A 20789-nucleotide genomic window follows, 5' to 3' on the forward strand; every position below is an offset into this window, starting at 1 on the left:
TGTTTTTCCACTTTCTGTACCATCTAAATATCGTTTCACCGCTTGGATTTTTTCTTTTGAAGAAAATTTAGCCATAAAAAATGCACCTCCAATTGTTAGGATGTGTCTAACAATTGGGGTGCACTTCAAAATTCGCAAAGACTTCTTGTTTTATAAATATTTCTCGATTTCTTCGTAAACATCCTTCAAACGAGGATTTCCTTCTCCAACAATTTCTCCATTTACAAGAACGACCGGATAAAATAAATCTTCTTCCACTACGCGCTCTGCGAATGCTTTTTTATCTTCATCTTCTTGTTCTTCTTGGAAATCAATATACTCGAAATTAAATTTATTTTCTTGTCCTTCATATTTACGACCAATTGCCGCTTGTAACCATTCAAACGTTTCTGTTGAAGATGGCATTCCGACGCAGCTCGCACAAATTACTTTCGTCCCATACACTTGAACATTAACCATTTCTTCTCCCCCACTTCTTGTCCCAACAGTATATTCAGATGTCTTATTACATAAGCACATCATTTTACAAACTTATTCCATACCCCTATACTGAAAAAACACGATACAATATTTCGACAATAAAACAAGAAGAGAAAAAATAGATTTTCCCCTCTATCTTGATTATAATAAAACTGATGAAAGGAGTCGATAAAAATGGAAAACCCACATATGCAAGAACAAGTATTAGAAGTATTAGATAAATTACGTCCATTCTTACTTCGCGATGGCGGAGACGTTGAATTAGTAGACATTGAAGAAGGTATCGTAAAACTACGCCTTATGGGTGCATGCGGAAGCTGCCCAAGTTCTACAATCACACTAAAAGCTGGTATCGAACGCGCGTTACTTGAAGAAGTACCAGGCGTTATCGAAGTAGAACAAGTATTTTAATTAAAAGCGGAAGCGGCTCGTTCAGAACAGGAGGTCATTGGAGCTCCTGACGAAGAGGCGCTTTTTGCCTCACAGGAAGGCGCGAAATGGCCGACTGTTCTAGCCGCTGGAGCTAGATATTAATCTAAAAGCGGAAGCGGCTCGTTCAGAATCGCTTTCTAAAAAGAGACCCATTTGGGTCTCTTTTTTTATTCAAATATCACTTATCCGTTAACATCATAAAACAAAATTGGAAATCCTTCTCAAAAAATGCGATAATTAATACTATATAGTGAATCGTTCACACATATAAAGTAAAAAACATAGGGGGACGACACATGCCAAAAATGGGGAACACTTTTTTAACAATTCAAGAACTAGAAAAGAAAAAAGAGTATTTATTAGGCCTTTCATCCGTTATACCAACATGGAATACAAGCTATCAATTTTTATTTAAAGAAATCCAGCAAGAATTATTGGGTAAAGTAAATGAAAAACTTGAAAGGCATCAATTCGTTTTAAATATATGTACAGATCAACAGGTAGGGGCATAATGTATTACATAAAATTGTGGTATAAAAAAGAGACCTCCATCGGTCTCTTTTTTATACTTTTAAGATAGCCAATCTAATTTTCTAATCCCAAGCTTATCTACTGGTAAACGAAGTGAACCATAAAAATGCTTCATAAATTGCTCTGAGCGGTTCACATCGTGTAAAATGGCTTCTAAGCGATCTCTATATATGCTTTTTTGTTCTTCGTTTCCAGTTTGGTAATATCGTTCGACCGTTTCAAAATAGTGAAGCGGGAACAGGAGCCTTGCAAATAATAAGCGCCAACCAAATGAGGATAGCGAATAATTCCGTTCATAATCTGTAACAAATTGAACGATTGTTTGCTCCCAGTCTTTCTTTTTTTCTATCGTCATATGGCGGATCCATTCTGCAATATCTCGACTCGGGTGATCATATACCCAATCAAAAGGGAGTTTGAGCCGCTTCGTTTGATGCCATAATAAAGGTGTGAATCGTTCTTGGCAAATTGTTGCTGCATCCGTTAGTTGCGGCGTATCATCCATTTCTGTATCGACAACATATTGAATTGCATTTTCTGCAACTCCTAAGTAATACGGGAAGGATTCAATAAACAATTGATCGAATACATCTGAAGGGTGGTTCATCACTTGTGATTGCCAAAACTTTTCTAATTGATCGAGCCTTTTTTCCCATAACGCTTTCCATTCACCAATACGGCTTAATTGCTCAATTTCTTCTGGAAAGAATGCACCTCGTTTATGGAATATAGAAAGCTCACTTCCTAATGACATAGCATGTCGTTCTAACGTGCGCATACCTTTTAATAAGCAGTAATTTTGTTCTTCTATCTCACTTACATAGTAGCCGTGTATAGTCGGAACGAAAGTCGCTACAGTTATATCCCCTTGCTGGTTCATATAATCACTGAGCTTTTTCATCTCTACAAGTACTTCTTCCTCCATTTCTCCAATTGGAACAAGTACATAAATTTTGTTGCGAATCCAAAAGCTTTTATAGGGGCCAAGGGGGATTAATTCTTTAACATGCATGTGATAATGCTCATAAATATGCTGAATCATCGCAGTCGCCACCTATGGTTTTTCTTTATATATATGAGCTTGTGCTCGCCTTTCATTCCTATGCACATGATAAAGCAACGAAACGTATACAAATACTAAAAAGAAAAAAAGGTGATAAACATGAAAGAATCAAATCAACTACAAGAAAGAGCATTACAACTATTACAAGAACGCGGTGTAACAATTGACGATATTGCTGAACTTGTTCATTTTCTTCAAAAAAAATATCATCCAAATTTAGAGATGTCAGAATGCCGTTACAATGTAGAACGTGTACTATCAAAACGTGAAGTACAAAACGCACTGATTACTGGTATCGAGCTTGATGTCCTTGCTGAAAAGGGAATGCTAAGTGAGCCGTTACAAGATATTGTAAAACGTGATGAAGGCTTATACGGAATTGATGAAGTTATCGCACTTTCTATCGTGAATGTATACGGATCTATCGGTTTCACGAACTTTGGATATATCGATAAATTAAAACCTGGTATTTTAGAATACTTAAATGATAAATCAACTGGAAAAGTGCACACGTTCCTTGACGATATCGTTGGCGGAATTGCTGCTGCTGCCTCAAGCCGTTTAGCGCACCGAGCTGATCACTCGGAATAATAATGTTTTCTAGGCCGTCAGTTTCATGCTGACGGTCTTTCGTATTCCATAAGCATAAATTCTCTTCCGCGGCTCAAAAAAATAGGCCCTTGCTTAAATCCGATATTTTTATATAACGTTATCGCTCTTGTATTAAATGTTGCTACACTTAATCGAAACATGTTTGCGTTAAACTCTTTCGTGGCAAACGCTATTCCAGCTTGGAAAAATTCTTTCCCCATTCCTTTCCCAGTTAACGCCGGCTTCATACCAAGTCCGATATCAATTGCATCTTCTCCACCATATAAATTAGCATCTCTTCCACCTGGTACTTGTGCATTTTCTCCAAAACAAAAATAGCCGATGAACTCTCCTTGATCATCACAACAGCCATAATACGTTCCATCTAATAGCTCTTCTATTACTTCTTTCTCGCCTGAAAAACTATATAAACTATATGGTTCCTCGTACATCCACGTATTTATCTCCTTTGCTTCTTCTATCGTTAACTTATGTATATCCACTTTCTCTTTCCCCCTATTATATTTCTATTAACAATATTCGATATTCATCTTATAATTCATCTTTCTCAATATATTTTTTTAATTTATCGCTTCATTTTTATGGAAGATTTTTCTTATTATGTTACGATTAAACAGAATCATTACAAATAAGGTGGTGACAATTTGAATTACTTTTCTTATCTCTCCTCGGAAGAACGGCAAAATTTTTTCTATAAAGAACCTCTTAGTTTTTCAAAAAATATAGGGAAAGAACAACTAGCTTACGCACTAGGCGCCACACTATATACTCCTGGCACGAAAGAAACGATTGCGGAAGATATAATTAGAAAGAAACATGTGTATGCTACCTCAATTATTCTTTGTCTAGAGGACGCTATCAGCGATGAGGAAGTAAAACTTGCAGAGCAAAACATCGTCGTTCAAATACAGCAAATCGCTAACTTAGTCAGTGCCAACATACTAAATCAAGCAGACATCCCGCTTCTTTTTATTAGAGTTCGACAGCCAAGTCAACTGAAGACAATTGTTACTGAATTAGGTAGTGCTGTTCATTGTTTATGTGGTTTTGTCTTTCCAAAATTCACACCGATTAACGGAAAGACTTATATCGATCAGCTTGCATATATAAACGAGTTATACTCATTATCACTTTATGGAATGCCGATTTTAGAATCACCAGAAATTATGTATAAAGAAACACGGATAGAATCATTATTACAAATAAAGGATTTACTAGATTCCTATCACGATCACATCTTAAATGTACGTATTGGTGCTACTGACTTTTCAAGTATATTTAGTATTCGGCGTAATAAATACACACCTATCTATCATATTACTGTTGTTCGTGATTGTATTTCGGACATTATTAACGTTTTCTCAAGGGCAACAAATGAATATATTATTTCAGGATGTGTATGGGAATATTTTTCTAATAATTATGAAGAAGGGCTCATCCAAGAGGTATCACTCGACCATGCAAATGGATTAATCGGTAAGACAGTTATTCACCCATCTCATATTAAAGTTGTACAGGCAATGCATATTGTCACAATGGAAGATTATTTAGATGCGAGATCAATTTTACAAAATGCAGATACGTATAATGGAGTGCTAAAAAGTAGTTTTTCTAACAAAATGAATGAAGTAAAGCCACATTATGGCTGGGCTCACAAAACCATTTTAAAATCTAATATTTACGGGGTGCTACATGAAAACAAACAATTTACCGATCTCCTTATTACAAACGCAAAGCAACACGTATAACGTTTTAAATAATATACAAGTTCATGTAAAAGTACGTGATAATCCATATAACTTAGCGCTAGACAATCTGTTTCAAATGGCTGCGAGAATAAATAAGAAACGTAGTTTTTTATTTGTGAGTACAATCCTTGGAAAGCATCTTCCTATTAAACCTGCAGTCTCTCTATCAAGTGGATTTGCTCTCGCTGCAAGATATATGGAAATGCTACATAATACTTCTCATCCATTTCAAAAAGAAATTTTAAATCTCATTTCATTAGAAATTCATGAAATCCCAGAGGAAGTATTTCGTTATCAATATCCTCTGCAAGAAGAAGTTTTGTTCATCGGATTCGCTGAAACAGCGACAGCACTTGGTCATTCTATGTTTCAATGCTTTCAAAATGCAAAGTATGTACATACAACTAGGGAATCGATACCCCACCTAGAATCTGTCATTACATTTGAGGAAGAACATTCTCACGCAACATCGCACCGTTGTTATGTAGATGAAAGCTTTTTTCAAAACAACAATCCAATTGTTCTCGTAGATGATGAGATGACAACAGGAAAAACAGCATTAAATATTATTAGATCTATTCAAAATAAATTCCCACGAGAAGAATATATAATTGCTTCTTTATTAGACTGGCGTTCTCATACTAATAGAAAACAATTTAAACAATTAGAAGAAGAACTTCAAATTAAGATTCATGTTATTTCTTTATTAGAAGGCAGTATTCATACAACTGGCCAACCATTAAATATTGCAAAAACAGATATTCAAATCAAAGAAACAAAGCCTGATTTCAAAAAGCATACCCTTACCTGCCAAAAATCACCTTATACATCAAATTATATAAAATATACTGGGCGATTTGGCATTTCAGCATATGAACAAAAGCACATTCATTCTTTCGCTCAAGAAGCAGGAAAAGCTTTAAAAAGAGAAAGAATTGGAAAACGAACACTCTGTCTCGGAACGGGTGAATTTATGTATATCCCAATGAAAATTGCTGCTGAAATGGGTGAAAATATTTTATATCAATCTACAACAAGAAGCCCTATCCATCCTGTTTCAAATGATGTGAACTATGCCATTCATAATCATTTCTCATATCCAAGTCCTGAAGATTCTACTATTACAAATTACTTTTATAATATTTCACCTCATGATTACGATGAAGTATTTGTTTTTATTGAGCGTGATTTAGGAGAAGAAGCCCTGTTTCCTCTTCTACAGCAGTTACAAACAGTTATTCCTTTTATTCATATCGTCTCATTTTCAAATGGCATAGAAAAGGAAGGTTGATAATTATGGTAAAAGTAAATTCTCATATTAGTAGTTACAATCCAAATGATGCTATTTTTCTATTAAAAGATATTAGTGATTTAATGAAAGAAAGTTCCACGGAAACTAGAGAACAAGCAATTCAAGCTGGCACACATTATTCCGAAATGTTACCAATGGAATATAAACCATCTAAAGCGTATATGGATTTATTCTTTTCTTCCCTGCAACAATACAAACACAAACTAGCCATCGCTGTTGGAGTTGTCGCCGAACAGATTATACAAACTAAAGGAACTAACCTTGTCCTCGTTTCATTAGCTCGTGCTGGTACACCTATTGGCATTCTTATCAAACGCTACATACGCTATCAATACAACCTTGATGTACCTCACTATTGTATTTCTATTATTCGCGGACGCGGTATTGATGAAAATGCACTCCATTATATTTTGGAACATCACCCTAAAGAAACAATTCAATTCATTGATGGGTGGACTGGAAAAGGTGCAATAAAAAAAGAATTAGAATATGCAGTACACACATTTAACGAACGAAATAATACACACATTTCTCATTGTATGGCTGTGCTTGCTGATCCCGGTTACTGTACTTCAATTTACGGTACACGTGAAGATTTTCTTATTCCTAGCGCTTGCTTAAATGCAACAGTCTCTGGACTAATTAGCCGCACTGTACTAAATGACACCTATATCGGTCCAAATGATTTTCATGGTGTTAAATATTATAAAGAGCTAGAGCAAGAAGACTTATCAAATTTCTTCGTTGATGAGGTAACAGATTTATTCCCTTCTGTTCATTCTCATATAGATAATCAATTACGTTATATTACTTCAACTTACACTGATCCCTCTTGGCAAGGATTAAAAGATATACAGTCTATCCAAAATCACTTTGAAATTGACGATATTAACTTAATTAAACCAGGAGTCGGTGAAACAACTCGTGTATTACTCCGGAGAATACCGTGGAAAATTTTAATACGTAAGCAAAACAATCCCGATTTAAAGCATATTTTACTTCTCACTAAAGAAAAGAATGTCCCAATTGAAACCTATGAGAATATGGCTTATTCATGTTGCGGGCTCATTAAGCCTCTTAGGAAGGAAACAATATGATTTTCGCCAGTGATCTTGATCAAACGCTTATTTATTCCCGGAAATCGTTTCGTGCCCCTATAGAAGATGAATCAATTCAACTCATTGAAACTTTAGATGGAAAAGAAATTTCTTTCATATCACATAAAACCATTTCACTACTAAAAAAATTACAACTGCACTCACATTTCATCCCAGTTACAACAAGAACTATTGAGCAGTTTCAGCGTATTGCTTTATTCCAAAACGAAATCATTCCCGAATACGCCATTACAAGTAACGGCGGCAATATCCTTTATAACGGTAAACAAGATGGTACTTGGAACAGGACAGTAAAAGAAAGACTATCGGTTGAATGTATAGAGAGAAACGACATACTAAAGGAATTTGGACAAATAGCTCATAAAGATTGGGTTATATCACAAAAAACAGCTGATGATCTATTCCATTATTGCATTATTAAACGGGAGAACATTCCTTATGATGAATTATCATCCTTCACTTCCTGGTTAGACAAACAAGGCTGGAATCATTCACTTCAAGGTAGAAAGCTATACTTTGTACCAAAACCAATTAATAAATGGGACGCCGTGCAATATATAAAAGAAATTTTGCAAATAGATACGATTATTACAGCTGGGGATTCTTTACTTGATTTATGCATGCTTGAAAAGGCGAACCATGCCTTCGCACCACTTCATGGTGAGTTAGGGGCAATGCATGATAACTTACAACCCCATATTTTAAAAACAGACGCAATCGGCATATATGCCGCAGAAGAAATCGTAAATAAATCACTTCAAATTATTCACAGTTCATTACCTACCTCATGATCATAATATGCACAATTGCATACGCACCGCGATTAAACAGATGGTACAATTTATTTGAATCGCTGTTGCTACACTTCTTGATTAGAGAAAAGGCGTTAACACGGAAATTAGCGTCTTATCAACCTCAAGCAATTGGCACATTTTGTCATCTTAAAAGACACTCGAACGAGTGTCTTTTTTCTATATCCAACAAGGACTTACTCATTTCAAAGTATAAATACATAAAATAATGTAAATCATTACACGCATGAATCACTTTCTAAAAGTTATAAAGTAGATTCAAAATAAAAAAAGCACTCTTAACTAGAGTGTTTTTTACTTTCAAATAAGGAGGCTACATATATGGATAGTACTCTCGTATTTAACTTTGGTATTGGTATTGTTATCATTTTATTCGTCTTCTTTGTACTTTGTATGAGCGGGGTATAAAAAGGCGATTTTCGAGCGTCTTTTTATACATACATATGTATTACTTGACTTCTATAAAAGTAGTAACCATAATAGTTACAGACATACAAATAGCTATTCACATATCCACAAATAGGAGGAAGAACAATGAAACATGTAATCGTTTATGCACACCCAAATACAGAAAGCTTCAACCATGCGATTTTAGAAACGGTAAAACGTGAATTAGAAGAAAAAGGTCATGAAGTACGCGTTCGCGATCTATACGAATTAAACTTCAATCCAGTATTAGGCGCTTCCGATTTCATCTCATTTTCTCAAGGAAACACACCCGAAGATATTAAAGAAGAACAAGAGCATATCTCTTGGGCTGATAGCATTACATTCATTTATCCAGTGTGGTGGGCGGGACTTCCTGCTATTTTAAAAGGATACGTTGACCGTGTATTTAGCCACGGATTCGCTTATGCTTACGGTGAAAACGGTATTGAAAAGTTATTAAGCGATAAAAAAGGATTGTTATTATCTACAATGGGCAATACGAAAGAAGCATACACAGCAGGCGGCATGTTTGACGCAATGAAGAAAACAGCGGATGTTGGTATTTTTGAATTTACAGGTATTGAAACACTTGAGCATACATTCTATACAAGTGTCCCTTCTGTGGATGACAGTGTGCGTAAGCAATATCTTGAAGAGGTTAAAGACGTTGTGAATCGTGCGTTCTAATAAAAAACTCCGGTTGTTAAAACCGGAGTTTTTTATTTCATCATCAATTTCGGAATATATCTTTGAAGAATGCTTTCTAATTCATTCATATCTTCCTGTTTAATAAGTAAATTTACATTGTCATTCATTTTTTGGCGCCCGCGATATAAAAATATATTTTCTTTTGGATTTTCCCATGTCGATGTTTTATAACCTTTTAATTCTTCGTATGAATAAAAGTTTAATCCGTCTACTACACCTTTTTCATATATTTGTACACTTTTAATAAGATGGATGGCTATTAAAGTCATAAAACAACTTGCTACAGCATGAATACCTAACTGAATGAGAAACTGTTCAACTGTATCAATATCCCCACTTACGTACTGAGCATATATATACATACATTGTCCAATGAAATATGCTGGTCCAAGTAATACAATCCAACGTCTCTTCACTCGTGGATATGTTGCAATAAGTTTTCCCGCACTTTTTTTCATTTCATTTATTTTATATATCTTCCATAGAACAAAAAATAAAACACATAATGTAAAAACAAGCATAATACATGACATCCAGTACACTCTGATTCCCTCCCTCCAATATCTTTACATATAAATTTTACATTTTATATGACAATAGCACATATGCAATTATGCATAAAAAAACAGGTAACCTATTTCGGTTACCTGCATTTCATTACATCTTCTCAATCCACTCCGTCAAGTTATGCACAACTTGCGTCGGTTGAACTTCGTATTCTGTTAACTTCTCCACAGTTGTGACTCCAGTGTGGACAAGAAGCGTATGCATACCAGCATTTACTCCTGCTAAAATGTCTGTATCATAGTTATCCCCAACCATTAATGCTTCATCTTTTCCTATACCAAGAACTTTTAAAGCTTGTTCCATAATGATTGATTCTGGTTTTCCGATAAAGATTGGATCCACACCTGTCGATACTGCTACAACCGATGTTAATGAACCGTTACCTGGTAATAACCCGCGCTCAGTTGGGATGGCAATGTCCCCATTTGTGGAAATAAACGTTGCACCGTTACGCACAGCAAGACACGCTTTTGCTAACTTTTCATATGTGATGTCACGATCTAAACCAACAACAACGAAATCAGGATTTTCATCCACAAGTTCAAATCCTTTTTCCACAAGTGCATCGTGTAAGCCTTCTTCACCAATCATATATACAGTTGCATCTTGTTTACGTTCATAAATGAAGTTCGCAGTCGCCATACTCGTTGTGAATACTTGCTCTGCTTTCGCTGGAATATCGAAACGAACAAGTTTTTCTGCCACTTGTTCTGGTTTACGCGTTGAGTTATTCGTAACGAATAAATAAGGAATGCCGCGTTCTCCTAAAGCTTTTACGAAGTCGCTCGCTTCTTCAATTTGTTCTTCTCCGCGATACATCGTACCGTCTAAGTCAATTAAGTAACCTTTATACATCATTATGTCTCTCCTTCTATGCTAACGTTCTCACCTATCATACCACTCTTATATTACCCGCTTTTTCCAAAGAAAAAAACGCTTTACCTTAAAGCGCCCCATAACGTTCATTTTTTCTCTTTTATTTGGTAAGAACAACTACAATCGCCCTCGCACATGTTTGCTAGCGTTTTCACATCTGCGTTCGTAAATAAACGCTTATACATCTCTTTTTCATCTTCACATACTTGTGGGAATCTCTCTGCAATTTCTTTTAACGGACAGTTTTGTTTTTCAATTACGAAAGAGTTCTCTCCATCTCTCTTTATTTGAACCATATAACCATTTTTCTCTTGCATAGCTGCTATCTCTTGCACTTTATATGCTAAATTCTTTTGATTACTTACTCTCTTTTGCAACTGTTCTTCCATTCGCTTCGTTCTCTCTTTTAAAACGTAACGAAGTATTTTTTCATCGCCCATTCGAGCTAAATCTTCTAGCATATCAATCGCAAATTGCTTATACTCTTTCGGGAATGTATCTTCTCCCTTTTCACTTAATCCATACAAATAAGTTGGTCTTCCGACATGTTGCCTTACCATCTTAGAATAAATGAGTCCGTCTTTCTCAAGATTACTTAAATGTCTTCTGATTGCCATTTCTGTAATCTCTAAAACGTCAGCTAGTTCAGCTACTGTGTGCTCTCCCTTTACTTTCAACAATTGTACAATCTCGTCTTTCGTAGTACGTGCTTCCCCCATACTTCACCCTTCTCCCTTTTCTTTCTCACATACAATATAAGATCCCCAAAAGGCATTCTCTGGGGATCTTATAAGCATAATTATTCTGGTACAAATGCAGATACAGGTCCTAATTCCTTTTCTAAATAACTGCGAATATTTGCTGGGTATTTTCCTACCACTGCAACATGTTTTTGAATCGTCTTATATAATTCATCATGATTCATTTGAATATAATCTTGCGTAAGCATTTTTCGAAGAAGGATAATTTCTTTCATCCCTTGTCCATCTTCTTCACTTATCACTCGCTCATCCATTAAAATATCAATAATATCTTCATAGCTTCCTGGATCGCGCATAATAAATCCATCAATCATCGCATTTCCTACATCTAATACAGTATCAATAATAAGATGGGCTATGCGCTCTAATGCGTAAAATTCAAACTCGGTTTCATATATCTTTTTCTCTTGAAATGTACTTGTTGCTCGTTCTAAACATACTAGCATTTGTTCTATTTTCTTTCTGTCTACAAAATACATGAATGTCACCTACCTGGAAATTAAAGCATTTACATTTTAATTGTAACGCTTTCTTCTGAAAAAATCGACAATTTTTCGAATTCACCTTTTCTCCGTTATTTGTTATAGTTATATTTGTATGATTTTTGAAATTGGAGGAATGGAATCTTGGAACGTGAACTCGCACTAGAAATTGTCCGTGTAACAGAAGCAGCAGCCTTAGCATCCGCACAGTGGATGGGCCGCGGAAAGAAAAATGAAGCAGATGATGCAGCAACTACAGCAATGCGTGATATGTTCGATTCAGTAAACATGGCAGGTACAGTTGTAATTGGTGAAGGAGAACTTGATGAAGCACCGATGTTGTATATTGGTGAAGAACTAGGAACAGGTAACGGTCCAGAAGTAGATATCGCCGTTGATCCATTAGAAGGTACAAACATCGTTGCAAAAGGTCTTGCAAATGCAATGGCAGTTATTGCAATCGCAGACAAAGGGAACCTTCTTCATGCTCCTGATATGTACATGGAAAAAATCGCGGTTGGTCCAAAAGCAGCTGGTAAAATTAGCTTAGATGATCCAATTGAAAAAACAATTGAAATTGTAGCAGAAGCTAACAATAAAAAGATTCGTGACCTAACGGTTATCGTTCAAGAACGTGAACGTCATCAAGATATTATTGACCGTGTTCGTGCAAAAGGTGCACGCGTAAAATTATTTGGTGACGGTGATGTTGGTGCGTCAATCGCAACAGCACTACCTGGAACGGGTATCGACTTATTCGTAGGTATTGGCGGAGCTCCAGAAGGTGTTATTTCTGCAGCAGCATTAAAGTGCCTTGAAGGTGAAATGCAAGCTCGCTTAGTTCCAATGAACGAAGAAGAAGAAGCTCGTTGTCGTGAAATGGGATTAGAAGACCCTCGTCAACTTCTTATGTTAGATGACTTAGTATCTGGGGATGATGCAATCTTCTCAGCAACTGGTGTATCTGCTGGTGAGTTATTAGACGGTGTTAAATTCCTTGGCGGAGATTTAGCTGAAACATACTCTATCGTAATGCGTTACAAAACAAGAACAGTACGATTCATTAAAACACATCACCATTTAGATCATAAACCACACTTAAACTTAGATATTTAATAAAGGAGCCATGTGTATGGAAGAACGTTTCTTTCTGTACGACGACACTGTCGCTACAAAAACTCGTTTCGTTAGCTTTATGGGAGAAAATGAGCGTCACGATTTAGCGCTTTTATACTCCGATCGTCATTACGGTAAAACAATTGTCCTTGATATGCAAAGTAATAAATTTGCAATCATCGGCCCTGACGATTTAAACGAACCAGGCTACTTAGAGCATGCATTTTCTATGACTGAAGAAATTGCAGAAGAATTACGCTCATTTTTATTTGAACTTATATAATTTATCGTATGCACCAGCTATTTTAGCTGGTGTTTTTTCATTGCAAGTATTTTTAATTTTCAATCTTATATGTTATAATTAAGAATAAATCTATTTGGATAGAAAGGACGTTATCTACGTATGCCAACAACTACTTTGTAATGGACCAGCAATTGGATAGCATTACTCTCAAAAAAGCACCGTGCTTTTTCAAGGGAGTAGTCTGCCCATTCCCATTACAAAGGAACGTATTGCATCTGTAGTATGATGTTTACGGAGGTTCCTCTTTGGGGAACCTCCTTTTATTTTTGTCTTTTTCTCATGTCTTCATACTACAAGACATCCAAATAGCTGTATTACGTTTCTTTGCCACTACTATAAGAGGTGAAGGAAAATGCAGAAAGTACAACTTTCTTGGAGTTTATATGAAAACGAGCAAAACACAATCGAAAAATATTGTAAAAATTGCAGACGCACTACCCTATTTACTGACACAAATATTCGTAGGCATAACGCCAACGGAAAAAACATATACCGCTTTGCTATTTATAAATGTCCGAAAGATCATACATGGAATCAAAAACTTCGTATTTATAAAGCATTTACTGATCACGTTGAAACAGTCGATATGACGCAGCAAGATCAAACGGAAACAAGTACTACTATTTCTATTACGCAACATAAAGAAAGTGGCGTAGCTGAAATCACGATCGTATTAGACCTCATTTTCGGTTCCCACCGCATTGATAAAGCCTTATCCACATATATTTCTGACTGGAGCCGTACACTCATTGTGGATAAAATTAAAAATGGGGATATTCAATTGAACGGACAACAAATGAAGCCAAATACAATACTTTCTGAAGGCGATTCTATCTCGATTTGTTTATAAGCGAGAATATGTAAAAAATCCTCTTACAATTGTAAGAGGATTTTTTTATTTCTTCACTTTTCGTAATACGAAGTGTGCACAACCGAAGTTACAGTACTCGTATAAATACTCCGTTAACGTACTAATTTTCGTATCATATGTCGCACGTTGGTTACTATCATCAAAGAATCCGCGCAATCTAAGTTGCTCATATCCCCAGTCTCCAACGATATAATCATATTTATTTAAAATTTCTGCATAGCGCTCTTTAAATGCTTCTTCACTAAAACCGTCACGAAAGTTTTTAATTACTTCGTACTGAACATTATTAATGCTCACCGTAGCATGAATCTCTTGCTCTTGCTTTTGCTCCATCATTAACTTCCTCTCTAAGCATTCTTCTTTTTATCGTATCACAAAGCATAACAACCAACAATTTCAAATACAAAAAATTGCAAATTAGTACATGCTATGGAGAAGGAGGTGATACATCGTGAAAAAACAAATTTTACTTTCCCTTCTCACTCTTTCCTTATTTGCAGGGTGCCAATCAGCGAACAAAGCTGAAATGGAACGTGAAGAAGGAAGCCGTGTTCTTGTTTCCAATAAAAACGACATGTATCATACAGAAAATACAAATACAAGGCTCACGAGAGTCGGTTATTCATCTAAACAAAAACATGAAGTATCTAACAAACAAGTAGGGGCCATTAATCGCGAGAAAGTCGCTGAAATGATTACAAGCATGACAGTCAAACTTCCTGACGTTACAAACGCTGCTACACTCGTTACTGATGATGAAGTATTCGTTGTATATCGTGCAAACACGACGGATCCAAAACTCGTAGCGGATCAAGTATATAAAGCTGCTTTGTCCATCGTCCCTCGCTATTATAAAGCATATGTATCAACAGACCAAAAGTTGATTTCCCAAATTCAAGGCCTTCAATCTGGCGCATTAAATGATACAGAATATACGCAAAGCCTCGATATGTTAAAACGTGAAATGAGTAAAAATCCTCATTTGAATAATACGGGGGATCAGACTTTAAATAATATGATTAAAAAGTAAAACAGGTGGAGAGAACCTCCACCTGTTTTACTTTTTATTTTTTATTACGATCCGCATAAATCTCCATCGCATCACACATAAACTGCGCTAACCCCTCGCCAAACTTATCGATATTTTTCGTGAAGCGCTCATCAGCGACGTACATTTGACCGAGTCCCTTAAAAGCGTCTAATGAATAGTGACTAAAGTTTTGCAAGTAATCGTACCATACTTTGATAGCTGCCTGCGCCTCTTTAGAATCTGGTGCATCGTGTCTAAGCGTTGCTAAATTTCTATAAATAGCATTAAACTCCTCTTGGTTCTCTTTTGACATACCTTTTGCATATTCGTTCGCTTTATCTACAGCTGCGTTTCCCCATTTTTCACGGGCTTCTTCTTCATATGGGTTATGGCTGAAATCGAATCCTTCAAACTTCTCTTTGTTCGTCATTTCAATCTCTCCTTTTGTATGCTGAATTGTTTTATCAATCGTCGCAATCACCTTATCTAATCTGGCACGCTTTTCAAGAAGCATTTTCTTATGAAGCTGTAGTGCCTCTTCGCGATCAAATGATGGACTCATGATAATCTCTTTAATTTTTTTCAAAGGGAAGCCTAGTTCTTTAAAAAACAAAATTTGCTGCAATGTCTCTAAATTCTCATTGGAATACAGACGATATCCAGACTCTGTCGTCTCGTCTGGGGTTAACAACCCAATTTCATCGTAATGATGCAGTGTGCGCACACTAATTCCAACTAAATCAGCTACTTCTTTTACTCTCATTGTCATTTGTATCTCCCCCTTAGTACATACGATAAAGTATGACGCAACGTTAGAGTCAATAAGTAAATTCATTTTCTTTCTAAAAGTTTCATCTCTCCCCTATTTCATGCATAATAGATATGTACATATATTAGAAAGCGGTGAAAGTATGGTTTCAAATACTGTAATTGCCAGCATCATCTTTCAACTCATTGTCTCGATTCTGGTCCCAATTATCTTACTCGTTTATTTCCGTAAAAAATATAATATTAATTGGAAAGTGGTCGGCATTGGTGTTCTTATCTTTATCGGATTTACCCAAATTCTTGAAACACCATTCCACCTATTTATGCGCGGTAATCCAACAATCGCTCCATTTTTAGAAAATCCGTTTGTCTTCGCAATTTATGGCGGATTGACTGCTGGTATTTTTGAAGAATTAGGACGCTTCGTTGCCTTCTTCTTCTTACTAAAAAAATATCTAGAATATAAAGATGGCTTCGCTTATGGAATTGGTCACGGCGGAATTGAATCTATTTTAATTGGCGGTTTTTCTGCATTACAAGCATTAATCTTTGCTAATTCTATTAACGATGGTAGCTTCGCTCGACTGATTGAACAAAAACCCGAGCTCAGCATTTTACAGGACATGTTAATTCAACAACCTGCCTACTTATACTTCCTTGGTAGCTTAGAAAGAATTATGGCACTCGTGCTTCAAATCGCCTTTACAATGCTTGTTTTATACGCAGTAAAACAGAAGAAATACATCTTCCTAGTATACGCTATACTATTCCACGCATTTGTAGACTTTTTCGCGGCACTTTACCAAACAAAAACAATCAACATCTTCGTTGCCGAAGGAATTACACTTCTGTGTACAATTGGCGCTGTCGTTCTTATTCGCAAAATGAAAGAGAAATTAATGAGTGTACCGGAGTAAAAAATAAACCACCAAAATTGGTGGTTTATTTTTTATATGGATGATAACTTTTGCCCTCTTGCAGCTCCCTCTTTGTTTCTGCATCTATAACGATATATTTATGAAACTCTCCTACTTCATTTTGAATAAAAGAAGCGAAAAAGTATACTTGGCGATCAGAGTGAACAAAAAAATCTTGAAGTACCACTCTACTTCGACAACCGACAGCTGTTTTTTGTAGGAAAGAAAATTCTTCATCAGGCACTTCTTTAAATAAGATTTTTTTCCGAACACTATATGCTGCATTTTTGTACTCTTTATAAATTTTCTTATCTAATTGTTTATAAAAAACATCCTCACTCACAAATGACTTATTTCGATTGCTTGGATAATTTAGTTTTCGGTTGGATTCTGCATATGTTGTGGACAATTGCGCAAGAAAACAAATAATGAATACGATACATATCATTTTTTTCATCATTGCACCTCAATTTTTTATTATCCACATTACTTTTCCACATATTTAAATCCATATGCTGTTTCCAATAAAAAGGAATTATTTCCACATTTGTCGAAGTATATAGCGTCAACTTGAAAGATGGGGATGAATTATGAAGAAACTTATTTTAATACGACATTGTTCAGCAACTGGGCAAGAATGTGATGCTGAATTAACGACCGATGGAAAAGATCAAGCAAATACCCTTGCTACATTCCTCTTAGAAAATACTCTACAAATTGATCATATTATTTCAAGCCCATTTGTCCGAGCTATCGATTCCATTCGGCCCTATGCGCTCCAAACTAACTTATCTATACAAGAAGATGAACGATTAACTGAACGCATATTGAGCAACGTTCCAATGGATGATTGGATGCAAAAACTAGAATCCACTTTTACAAACATAGATATTGCCTTCTTAGGCGGAGAGTCAACAAAACAAGCAACAGACCGTGCCGTATCGCTTATTCAAGACGTTTTACAATTAAACCATACAACAACACTACTTGTTACACATGGCAATTTACTTACGCTCATTTTAAAGCATTTTGATCATACGATTGGCTTTAATGAATGGAGAACTTTAACAAATCCCGATATTTACGAAATTACAATCAACGAACAATGTATCATAACACGCTTATGGGAAGCATCGTCCAAGTAATATCCCTTTCCAAAACATTCAGTTGACGCCACGAGAAGAGACTGTTCTAACAATAGAAAGGGGTATTATTTCATATGTACGAAGACGTACTTGCTCTACTACATAAAACAAATGTTTCTTATGAAAAGTTCGAACACGAACCGGTACTCGATTATGAGACAGATCGGATTGTACGTGAAAGACTTGGCTTACAAGGTACTCCAAGTAAAAGCTTATTTTTAAAATCAACATCTGGAAATTTTTATGTGTTTTTTACGTTAGAAGGAAATCGGCTTAACCGCGGAGAGATGAAAGAAATAACGGGAGAACGCTTATCGCTCTGTTCTCCTGATGAACTAAGAATGGAAACTGGCTGTACTCCAGGATGTGTAGCTCCTTTTGGTTATTCACAAGAAGTAACAATTATTGTGGACAGTTCCGTTTATACGTACGATAAAATTTTAATTACACCTGGTGTACCTGAATTTACAATTGAATTATCCACAGAAGAATTAAAAAAGATTTTATTAACATGTCCAAATACCATTTTAGAGTACAAACAAAAAGAGAGCTAATCGTTAGCTCTCTTTTTTCATTATTTAGCTTCTGCTGTTTTTTCTTTTGCAGAACGTACTTGCTCGTCCGCATGGTAAGAAGAACGCACAAGTGGGCCAGCTTCACAGTGGCTAAATCCTTTGCTAAGTGCAATTTCTTTAAGCTCTGCAAATTCTGCTGGTGGATAATATTTAATAACTGGTAAATGCTTCTTAGATGGTTGTAGATATTGTCCAAGAGTTAAAATATCCACATTGTTTGCACGTAAGTCATCCATTGCTTCAATTAAATCTTCTCTTGTTTCACCTAAGCCGACCATAATGCTCGATTTAGTTGGAATATCAGGCTGCATTTCTTTTGCTCGACGTAAAAACTCTAATGAACGATCATATTTTGCTCTAGCGCGAACTCGGTCAGATAATCGACGTACTGTTTCAATGTTATGGTTTAAAATATCTGGTTTTGCATCCATTAACATTTTTAAGTTTTCTTCTACCCCAGCCATATCAGATGGTAATACTTCGATAGACGTGAATGGGTTTTTACGACGTACTGCTCGTACTGTTTCAGCAAAAACAGCTGCTCCGCCGTCCTTTAAATCATCACGTGCAACCGCTGTTATAACAACGTGCTTTAAGCCCATTTGTACTACTGAATCTGCTACGCGTTCTGGTTCTTGTAAATCAAGCTCAGTTGGTAAGCCTGTTTTAACCGCACAAAAACGACAAGCACGTGTACAAACCGCACCTAAAATCATAAATGTTGCTGTTTTTCTTACAGCCCAGCATTCATGAATATTCGGACATTTTGCCTCTTCACAAACCGTATGAAGATTTTTAGAACGCATCATTTTCTTTAAGCCTGTATAGTTTTCATTCGTGTTTAACTTAATTTTCAACCATTCGGGCTTGCGCTTATATTCTGTTTGTTTTGTCATGGTTATCAACTCCGCACAATATGAAATAGTTTACCGTGTTCGCTTCTTTCAATGTAACATATCTATTCTAACGTATGAAAGCGATTTGCTCAAATGAAGATTCTAAGATTTTTTCCAATCGTTCCCTATAATGAAATACTCCGTATATCCCACACTAAAAAGAGTGATGTTGTGAAAGGAGTCTATTTCATGCTTCGAAAAATTTCTCTTTTGCTTTCAATTTGCTTTCTTCTCCACCAAAACATCGCTTACGGTGAAGATAATCAGCAAAGCATATACGAAAAGCGCATGGCACTATATAAAGAAACCGAGCAGTCTTCAGGCATTCCGTGGTATTACTTAGCTGCAATGGATCAATATGAAAGAAATATACGGAGCGTAAGAAAAGATATTCCGAAAAAACCAGATGCCATCATTTCCCTTTATTTCAAACCAGAAATATGGGCTGGACCTATTAATAGTAACGATACTCACCCCCATACAATTTCTCTATTTGGCGGAATAGGTTTAGATGGTGACAAAGATGGATTTGCAAATCCAAATAGCGACCGTGATCTTCTGCATACCGCAGCGACTATTTTAAGGAAACAAGGAACGTCAGAAGAACGTATTAAAATTATGCTCTGGGAATATTATAGACGTGCAAAAACAGTTGATTTAATTAGCGAATACGCCCAAATTTATAAACATTATGGACGTATTAATTTAGAAGGAAATGCTTTTCCTCTTCCGATTCGTAGTGACCATAGCTACCGTAGTACTTTCGGCGCTGGAAGAAGTTTTGGCGGAAGACGAATTCATGAAGGAACCGATATTTTTGCCAGATATGGCGTGCCAGTAAGATCGACTTGCTATGGCATTATTGAAACAAAAGGCTGGAACCGCCTTGGTGGATGGCGCATTGGTATTCGTGACCTTCATAACAATTACCATTATTACGCTCATTTAGGCGGGTTCTCAAAAGAAATACAGCTTGGACAAATTGTTGAGCCAGGAAAAGTAATTGGATTTGTTGGTAGCACTGGTTATGGACCTCCTGGTACAGCCGGAAAATTCCCACCCCACTTACATTTTGGCATATATAAAGACAATGGCTATACAGAATGGGCCTTCGATCCATACATGCATTTAAGCCTTTGGGAACGCAAAGAACGAGCAAATACAAAAAGATAACCGTAGCTGCATTGCTACGGTTATTTTTTATCCAGTAAAAGCCCGGCTCGGCCGAGTTTCACT

At 36.1% G+C, this 20789-nt stretch carries 27 protein-coding genes; 16 read left to right on the forward strand and 11 right to left on the reverse strand.

What is annotated here, in order from left to right:
- Window positions 1-150: 150 nt before the first annotated feature.
- Entirely contained in the window at window positions 151-459 is a 309-nt protein-coding gene (locus ACTJJY_RS22560) for a YuzD family protein (protein ID WP_000248590.1), read from the reverse strand.
- A 195-nt stretch (window positions 460-654) separates the two neighbouring features.
- On the opposite strand from ACTJJY_RS22560, the gene ACTJJY_RS22565 reads away from it, so the two are divergent.
- A complete protein-coding gene (locus tag ACTJJY_RS22565) occupies window positions 655-891 on the forward strand; it encodes a NifU family protein (RefSeq protein ID WP_000431159.1) in 237 nt (78 codons plus the stop codon).
- Window positions 892-1208: 317 nt separating this feature from the next.
- On the forward strand, window positions 1209-1424 hold the full coding sequence (locus ACTJJY_RS22570; protein WP_001125498.1) for a hypothetical protein: 216 nt from the start codon (window positions 1209-1211) through the stop codon (window positions 1422-1424).
- Between the two features lie 59 nt (window positions 1425-1483).
- Here ACTJJY_RS22570 and yutH read toward each other — a convergent pair whose 3' ends face one another.
- Window positions 1484-2485: a spore coat putative kinase YutH gene (gene yutH / locus ACTJJY_RS22575; RefSeq protein WP_000614218.1), complete on the reverse strand. Its 1002-nt coding sequence runs from the start codon at window positions 2483-2485 to the stop codon at window positions 1484-1486.
- Window positions 2486-2605: 120 nt separating this feature from the next.
- Here yutH and ACTJJY_RS22580 point away from each other — a divergent pair, with 120 nt between their 5' ends.
- Window positions 2606-3097, forward strand: a complete 492-nt coding sequence (locus tag ACTJJY_RS22580) for a phosphatidylglycerophosphatase A family protein (RefSeq protein WP_000665102.1) — start codon at window positions 2606-2608, stop codon at window positions 3095-3097.
- A 23-nt stretch (window positions 3098-3120) separates the two neighbouring features.
- Here the strand turns inward: ACTJJY_RS22580 and ACTJJY_RS22585 are convergent, their stop codons facing one another.
- Window positions 3121-3600, reverse strand: a complete 480-nt coding sequence (locus tag ACTJJY_RS22585; RefSeq protein WP_440606601.1) for a GNAT family N-acetyltransferase — start codon at window positions 3598-3600, stop codon at window positions 3121-3123.
- Window positions 3601-3762: 162 nt separating this feature from the next.
- Between ACTJJY_RS22585 and ACTJJY_RS22590 the strand changes: the two genes are divergently transcribed.
- The 5 genes from ACTJJY_RS22590 to ACTJJY_RS22610 all read left to right on the forward strand — a co-directional run bounded on the left by ACTJJY_RS22590 (window position 3763) and on the right by ACTJJY_RS22610 (window position 9224).
- The gene (locus tag ACTJJY_RS22590) at window positions 3763-4866 is read left to right on the forward strand and encodes an HpcH/HpaI aldolase/citrate lyase family protein (protein ID WP_440606602.1); all 1104 of its coding nucleotides are present in this window, start codon (window positions 3763-3765) and stop codon (window positions 4864-4866) included.
- Window positions 4811-6157, forward strand: a complete 1347-nt coding sequence (locus ACTJJY_RS22595) for a phosphoribosyltransferase family protein (RefSeq protein ID WP_440606603.1) — start codon at window positions 4811-4813, stop codon at window positions 6155-6157. Before ACTJJY_RS22590 ends, ACTJJY_RS22595 begins: the two co-directional genes overlap by 56 nt.
- A gap of 5 nt (window positions 6158-6162) precedes the next feature.
- Entirely contained in the window at window positions 6163-7275 is a 1113-nt protein-coding gene (locus ACTJJY_RS22600; RefSeq protein ID WP_440606604.1) for a cysteine protease StiP family protein, read from the forward strand.
- Window positions 7272-8087: an HAD family hydrolase gene (locus tag ACTJJY_RS22605; protein ID WP_440606605.1), complete on the forward strand. Its 816-nt coding sequence runs from the start codon at window positions 7272-7274 to the stop codon at window positions 8085-8087. The genes ACTJJY_RS22600 and ACTJJY_RS22605 overlap by 4 nt, the downstream gene beginning before the upstream one ends.
- Before the next feature lie 555 nt (window positions 8088-8642).
- Window positions 8643-9224, forward strand: coding sequence for an NAD(P)H-dependent oxidoreductase (locus ACTJJY_RS22610; RefSeq protein ID WP_440606606.1), 582 nt, complete (start codon window positions 8643-8645; stop codon window positions 9222-9224).
- 32 nt (window positions 9225-9256) lie between these two features.
- Here the strand turns inward: ACTJJY_RS22610 and ACTJJY_RS22615 are convergent, their stop codons facing one another.
- The 4 genes from ACTJJY_RS22615 to ACTJJY_RS22630 all read right to left on the reverse strand — a co-directional run bounded on the left by ACTJJY_RS22615 (window position 9257) and on the right by ACTJJY_RS22630 (window position 11928).
- A complete protein-coding gene (locus ACTJJY_RS22615) occupies window positions 9257-9787 on the reverse strand; it encodes an iron ABC transporter substrate-binding protein (RefSeq protein ID WP_440606607.1) in 531 nt (176 codons plus the stop codon).
- A gap of 115 nt (window positions 9788-9902) precedes the next feature.
- A complete protein-coding gene (locus ACTJJY_RS22620) occupies window positions 9903-10667 on the reverse strand; it encodes a TIGR01457 family HAD-type hydrolase (protein WP_000276470.1) in 765 nt (254 codons plus the stop codon).
- Window positions 10668-10774: 107 nt separating this feature from the next.
- Window positions 10775-11407: a helix-turn-helix transcriptional regulator gene (locus ACTJJY_RS22625; protein ID WP_000503347.1), complete on the reverse strand. Its 633-nt coding sequence runs from the start codon at window positions 11405-11407 to the stop codon at window positions 10775-10777.
- An 80-nt stretch (window positions 11408-11487) separates the two neighbouring features.
- Window positions 11488-11928 carry a DUF86 domain-containing protein gene (locus ACTJJY_RS22630; protein ID WP_153593335.1) on the reverse strand — a complete coding sequence of 147 codons (441 nt, stop codon included), beginning with the start codon at window positions 11926-11928 and terminating at the stop codon, window positions 11488-11490.
- Window positions 11929-12075: 147 nt separating this feature from the next.
- Here ACTJJY_RS22630 and glpX point away from each other — a divergent pair, with 147 nt between their 5' ends.
- The 3 genes from glpX to ACTJJY_RS22645 all read left to right on the forward strand — a co-directional run bounded on the left by glpX (window position 12076) and on the right by ACTJJY_RS22645 (window position 14201).
- The gene (glpX, locus tag ACTJJY_RS22635) at window positions 12076-13047 is read left to right on the forward strand and encodes a class II fructose-bisphosphatase (RefSeq protein WP_000439090.1); all 972 of its coding nucleotides are present in this window, start codon (window positions 12076-12078) and stop codon (window positions 13045-13047) included.
- 16 nt (window positions 13048-13063) lie between these two features.
- On the forward strand, window positions 13064-13330 hold the full coding sequence (locus tag ACTJJY_RS22640; protein ID WP_000392613.1) for a DUF3055 domain-containing protein: 267 nt from the start codon (window positions 13064-13066) through the stop codon (window positions 13328-13330).
- Window positions 13331-13703: 373 nt separating this feature from the next.
- A complete protein-coding gene (locus ACTJJY_RS22645; RefSeq protein WP_440606608.1) occupies window positions 13704-14201 on the forward strand; it encodes a cytoplasmic protein in 498 nt (165 codons plus the stop codon).
- 45 nt (window positions 14202-14246) lie between these two features.
- On the opposite strand, the gene ACTJJY_RS22650 is transcribed toward ACTJJY_RS22645, so the two are convergent.
- The gene (locus ACTJJY_RS22650; protein WP_000970508.1) at window positions 14247-14558 is read right to left on the reverse strand and encodes a YutD family protein; all 312 of its coding nucleotides are present in this window, start codon (window positions 14556-14558) and stop codon (window positions 14247-14249) included.
- A gap of 115 nt (window positions 14559-14673) precedes the next feature.
- On the opposite strand from ACTJJY_RS22650, the gene ACTJJY_RS22655 reads away from it, so the two are divergent.
- Window positions 14674-15252: a YhcN/YlaJ family sporulation lipoprotein gene (locus ACTJJY_RS22655; protein ID WP_440606609.1), complete on the forward strand. Its 579-nt coding sequence runs from the start codon at window positions 14674-14676 to the stop codon at window positions 15250-15252.
- 34 nt (window positions 15253-15286) lie between these two features.
- Here ACTJJY_RS22655 and ACTJJY_RS22660 read toward each other — a convergent pair whose 3' ends face one another.
- Window positions 15287-16021 (reverse strand): MerR family transcriptional regulator, encoded by a 735-nt coding sequence (locus tag ACTJJY_RS22660; RefSeq protein ID WP_098376892.1) that lies wholly within the window; start codon window positions 16019-16021, stop codon window positions 15287-15289.
- A 100-nt stretch (window positions 16022-16121) separates the two neighbouring features.
- Between ACTJJY_RS22660 and ACTJJY_RS22665 the strand changes: the two genes are divergently transcribed.
- Entirely contained in the window at window positions 16122-16937 is an 816-nt protein-coding gene (locus ACTJJY_RS22665) for a YhfC family intramembrane metalloprotease (protein WP_440606610.1), read from the forward strand.
- A gap of 25 nt (window positions 16938-16962) precedes the next feature.
- Here ACTJJY_RS22665 and ACTJJY_RS22670 read toward each other — a convergent pair whose 3' ends face one another.
- On the reverse strand, window positions 16963-17394 hold the full coding sequence (locus ACTJJY_RS22670) for a hypothetical protein (protein WP_440606643.1): 432 nt from the start codon (window positions 17392-17394) through the stop codon (window positions 16963-16965).
- 133 nt (window positions 17395-17527) lie between these two features.
- Between ACTJJY_RS22670 and ACTJJY_RS22675 the strand changes: the two genes are divergently transcribed.
- Together ACTJJY_RS22675 and ACTJJY_RS22680 are read left to right on the forward strand one after the other, a co-directional pair.
- Window positions 17528-18082, forward strand: a complete 555-nt coding sequence (locus tag ACTJJY_RS22675; protein WP_440606611.1) for a histidine phosphatase family protein — start codon at window positions 17528-17530, stop codon at window positions 18080-18082.
- A 74-nt stretch (window positions 18083-18156) separates the two neighbouring features.
- Window positions 18157-18636 (forward strand): YbaK/EbsC family protein, encoded by a 480-nt coding sequence (locus ACTJJY_RS22680; RefSeq protein WP_440606612.1) that lies wholly within the window; start codon window positions 18157-18159, stop codon window positions 18634-18636.
- A gap of 20 nt (window positions 18637-18656) precedes the next feature.
- On the opposite strand, the gene lipA is transcribed toward ACTJJY_RS22680, so the two are convergent.
- On the reverse strand, window positions 18657-19553 hold the full coding sequence (lipA, locus tag ACTJJY_RS22685) for a lipoyl synthase (protein WP_098376893.1): 897 nt from the start codon (window positions 19551-19553) through the stop codon (window positions 18657-18659).
- 189 nt (window positions 19554-19742) lie between these two features.
- On the opposite strand from lipA, the gene ACTJJY_RS22690 reads away from it, so the two are divergent.
- Complete coding sequence (locus ACTJJY_RS22690) at window positions 19743-20726, forward strand: M23 family metallopeptidase (RefSeq protein ID WP_440606613.1); 984 nt, start codon at window positions 19743-19745, stop codon at window positions 20724-20726.
- Window positions 20727-20789 lie beyond the last annotated feature (63 nt).

Source organism: Bacillus sp. 22475 (assembly GCF_052044835.1).
In the GTDB taxonomy this organism is placed as follows: domain Bacteria; phylum Bacillota; class Bacilli; order Bacillales; family Bacillaceae_G; genus Bacillus_A; species Bacillus_A cereus.

Excerpts from the sequence above, each read along its gene's own strand:
- ACTJJY_RS22660 (WP_098376892.1), bottom strand. The coding sequence starts at position 16,021 with ATGACAATGAGAGTAAAAGAAGTAGCTGATTTAGTTGGAATTAGTGTG.
- ACTJJY_RS22665 (WP_440606610.1), top strand. The coding sequence starts at position 16,122 with ATGCATAATAGATATGTACATATATTAGAAAGCGGTGAAAGTATGGTT.
- ACTJJY_RS22620 (WP_000276470.1), bottom strand. The coding sequence starts at position 10,667 with ATGTATAAAGGTTACTTAATTGACTTAGACGGTACGATGTATCGCGGA.
- ACTJJY_RS22645 (WP_440606608.1), top strand. The coding sequence starts at position 13,704 with ATGCAGAAAGTACAACTTTCTTGGAGTTTATATGAAAACGAGCAAAAC.
- ACTJJY_RS22680 (WP_440606612.1), top strand. The coding sequence starts at position 18,157 with ATGTACGAAGACGTACTTGCTCTACTACATAAAACAAATGTTTCTTAT.
- ACTJJY_RS22650 (WP_000970508.1), bottom strand. The coding sequence starts at position 14,558 with ATGATGGAGCAAAAGCAAGAGCAAGAGATTCATGCTACGGTGAGCATT.
- ACTJJY_RS22675 (WP_440606611.1), top strand. The coding sequence starts at position 17,528 with ATGAAGAAACTTATTTTAATACGACATTGTTCAGCAACTGGGCAAGAA.
- ACTJJY_RS22570 (WP_001125498.1), top strand. The coding sequence starts at position 1,209 with ATGCCAAAAATGGGGAACACTTTTTTAACAATTCAAGAACTAGAAAAG.
- ACTJJY_RS22625 (WP_000503347.1), bottom strand. The coding sequence starts at position 11,407 with ATGGGGGAAGCACGTACTACGAAAGACGAGATTGTACAATTGTTGAAA.
- ACTJJY_RS22565 (WP_000431159.1), top strand. The coding sequence starts at position 655 with ATGGAAAACCCACATATGCAAGAACAAGTATTAGAAGTATTAGATAAA.
- ACTJJY_RS22600 (WP_440606604.1), top strand. The coding sequence starts at position 6,163 with ATGGTAAAAGTAAATTCTCATATTAGTAGTTACAATCCAAATGATGCT.
- ACTJJY_RS22610 (WP_440606606.1), top strand. The coding sequence starts at position 8,643 with ATGAAACATGTAATCGTTTATGCACACCCAAATACAGAAAGCTTCAAC.
- ACTJJY_RS22560 (WP_000248590.1), bottom strand. The coding sequence starts at position 459 with ATGGTTAATGTTCAAGTGTATGGGACGAAAGTAATTTGTGCGAGCTGC.
- lipA (WP_098376893.1), bottom strand. The coding sequence starts at position 19,553 with ATGACAAAACAAACAGAATATAAGCGCAAGCCCGAATGGTTGAAAATT.
- ACTJJY_RS22630 (WP_153593335.1), bottom strand. The coding sequence starts at position 11,928 with ATGTATTTTGTAGACAGAAAGAAAATAGAACAAATGCTAGTATGTTTA.
- ACTJJY_RS22605 (WP_440606605.1), top strand. The coding sequence starts at position 7,272 with ATGATTTTCGCCAGTGATCTTGATCAAACGCTTATTTATTCCCGGAAA.
- ACTJJY_RS22690 (WP_440606613.1), top strand. The coding sequence starts at position 19,743 with ATGCTTCGAAAAATTTCTCTTTTGCTTTCAATTTGCTTTCTTCTCCAC.
- ACTJJY_RS22670 (WP_440606643.1), bottom strand. The coding sequence starts at position 17,394 with ATGAAAAAAATGATATGTATCGTATTCATTATTTGTTTTCTTGCGCAA.
- ACTJJY_RS22580 (WP_000665102.1), top strand. The coding sequence starts at position 2,606 with ATGAAAGAATCAAATCAACTACAAGAAAGAGCATTACAACTATTACAA.
- ACTJJY_RS22640 (WP_000392613.1), top strand. The coding sequence starts at position 13,064 with ATGGAAGAACGTTTCTTTCTGTACGACGACACTGTCGCTACAAAAACT.
- ACTJJY_RS22595 (WP_440606603.1), top strand. The coding sequence starts at position 4,811 with ATGAAAACAAACAATTTACCGATCTCCTTATTACAAACGCAAAGCAAC.
- yutH (WP_000614218.1), bottom strand. The coding sequence starts at position 2,485 with ATGATTCAGCATATTTATGAGCATTATCACATGCATGTTAAAGAATTA.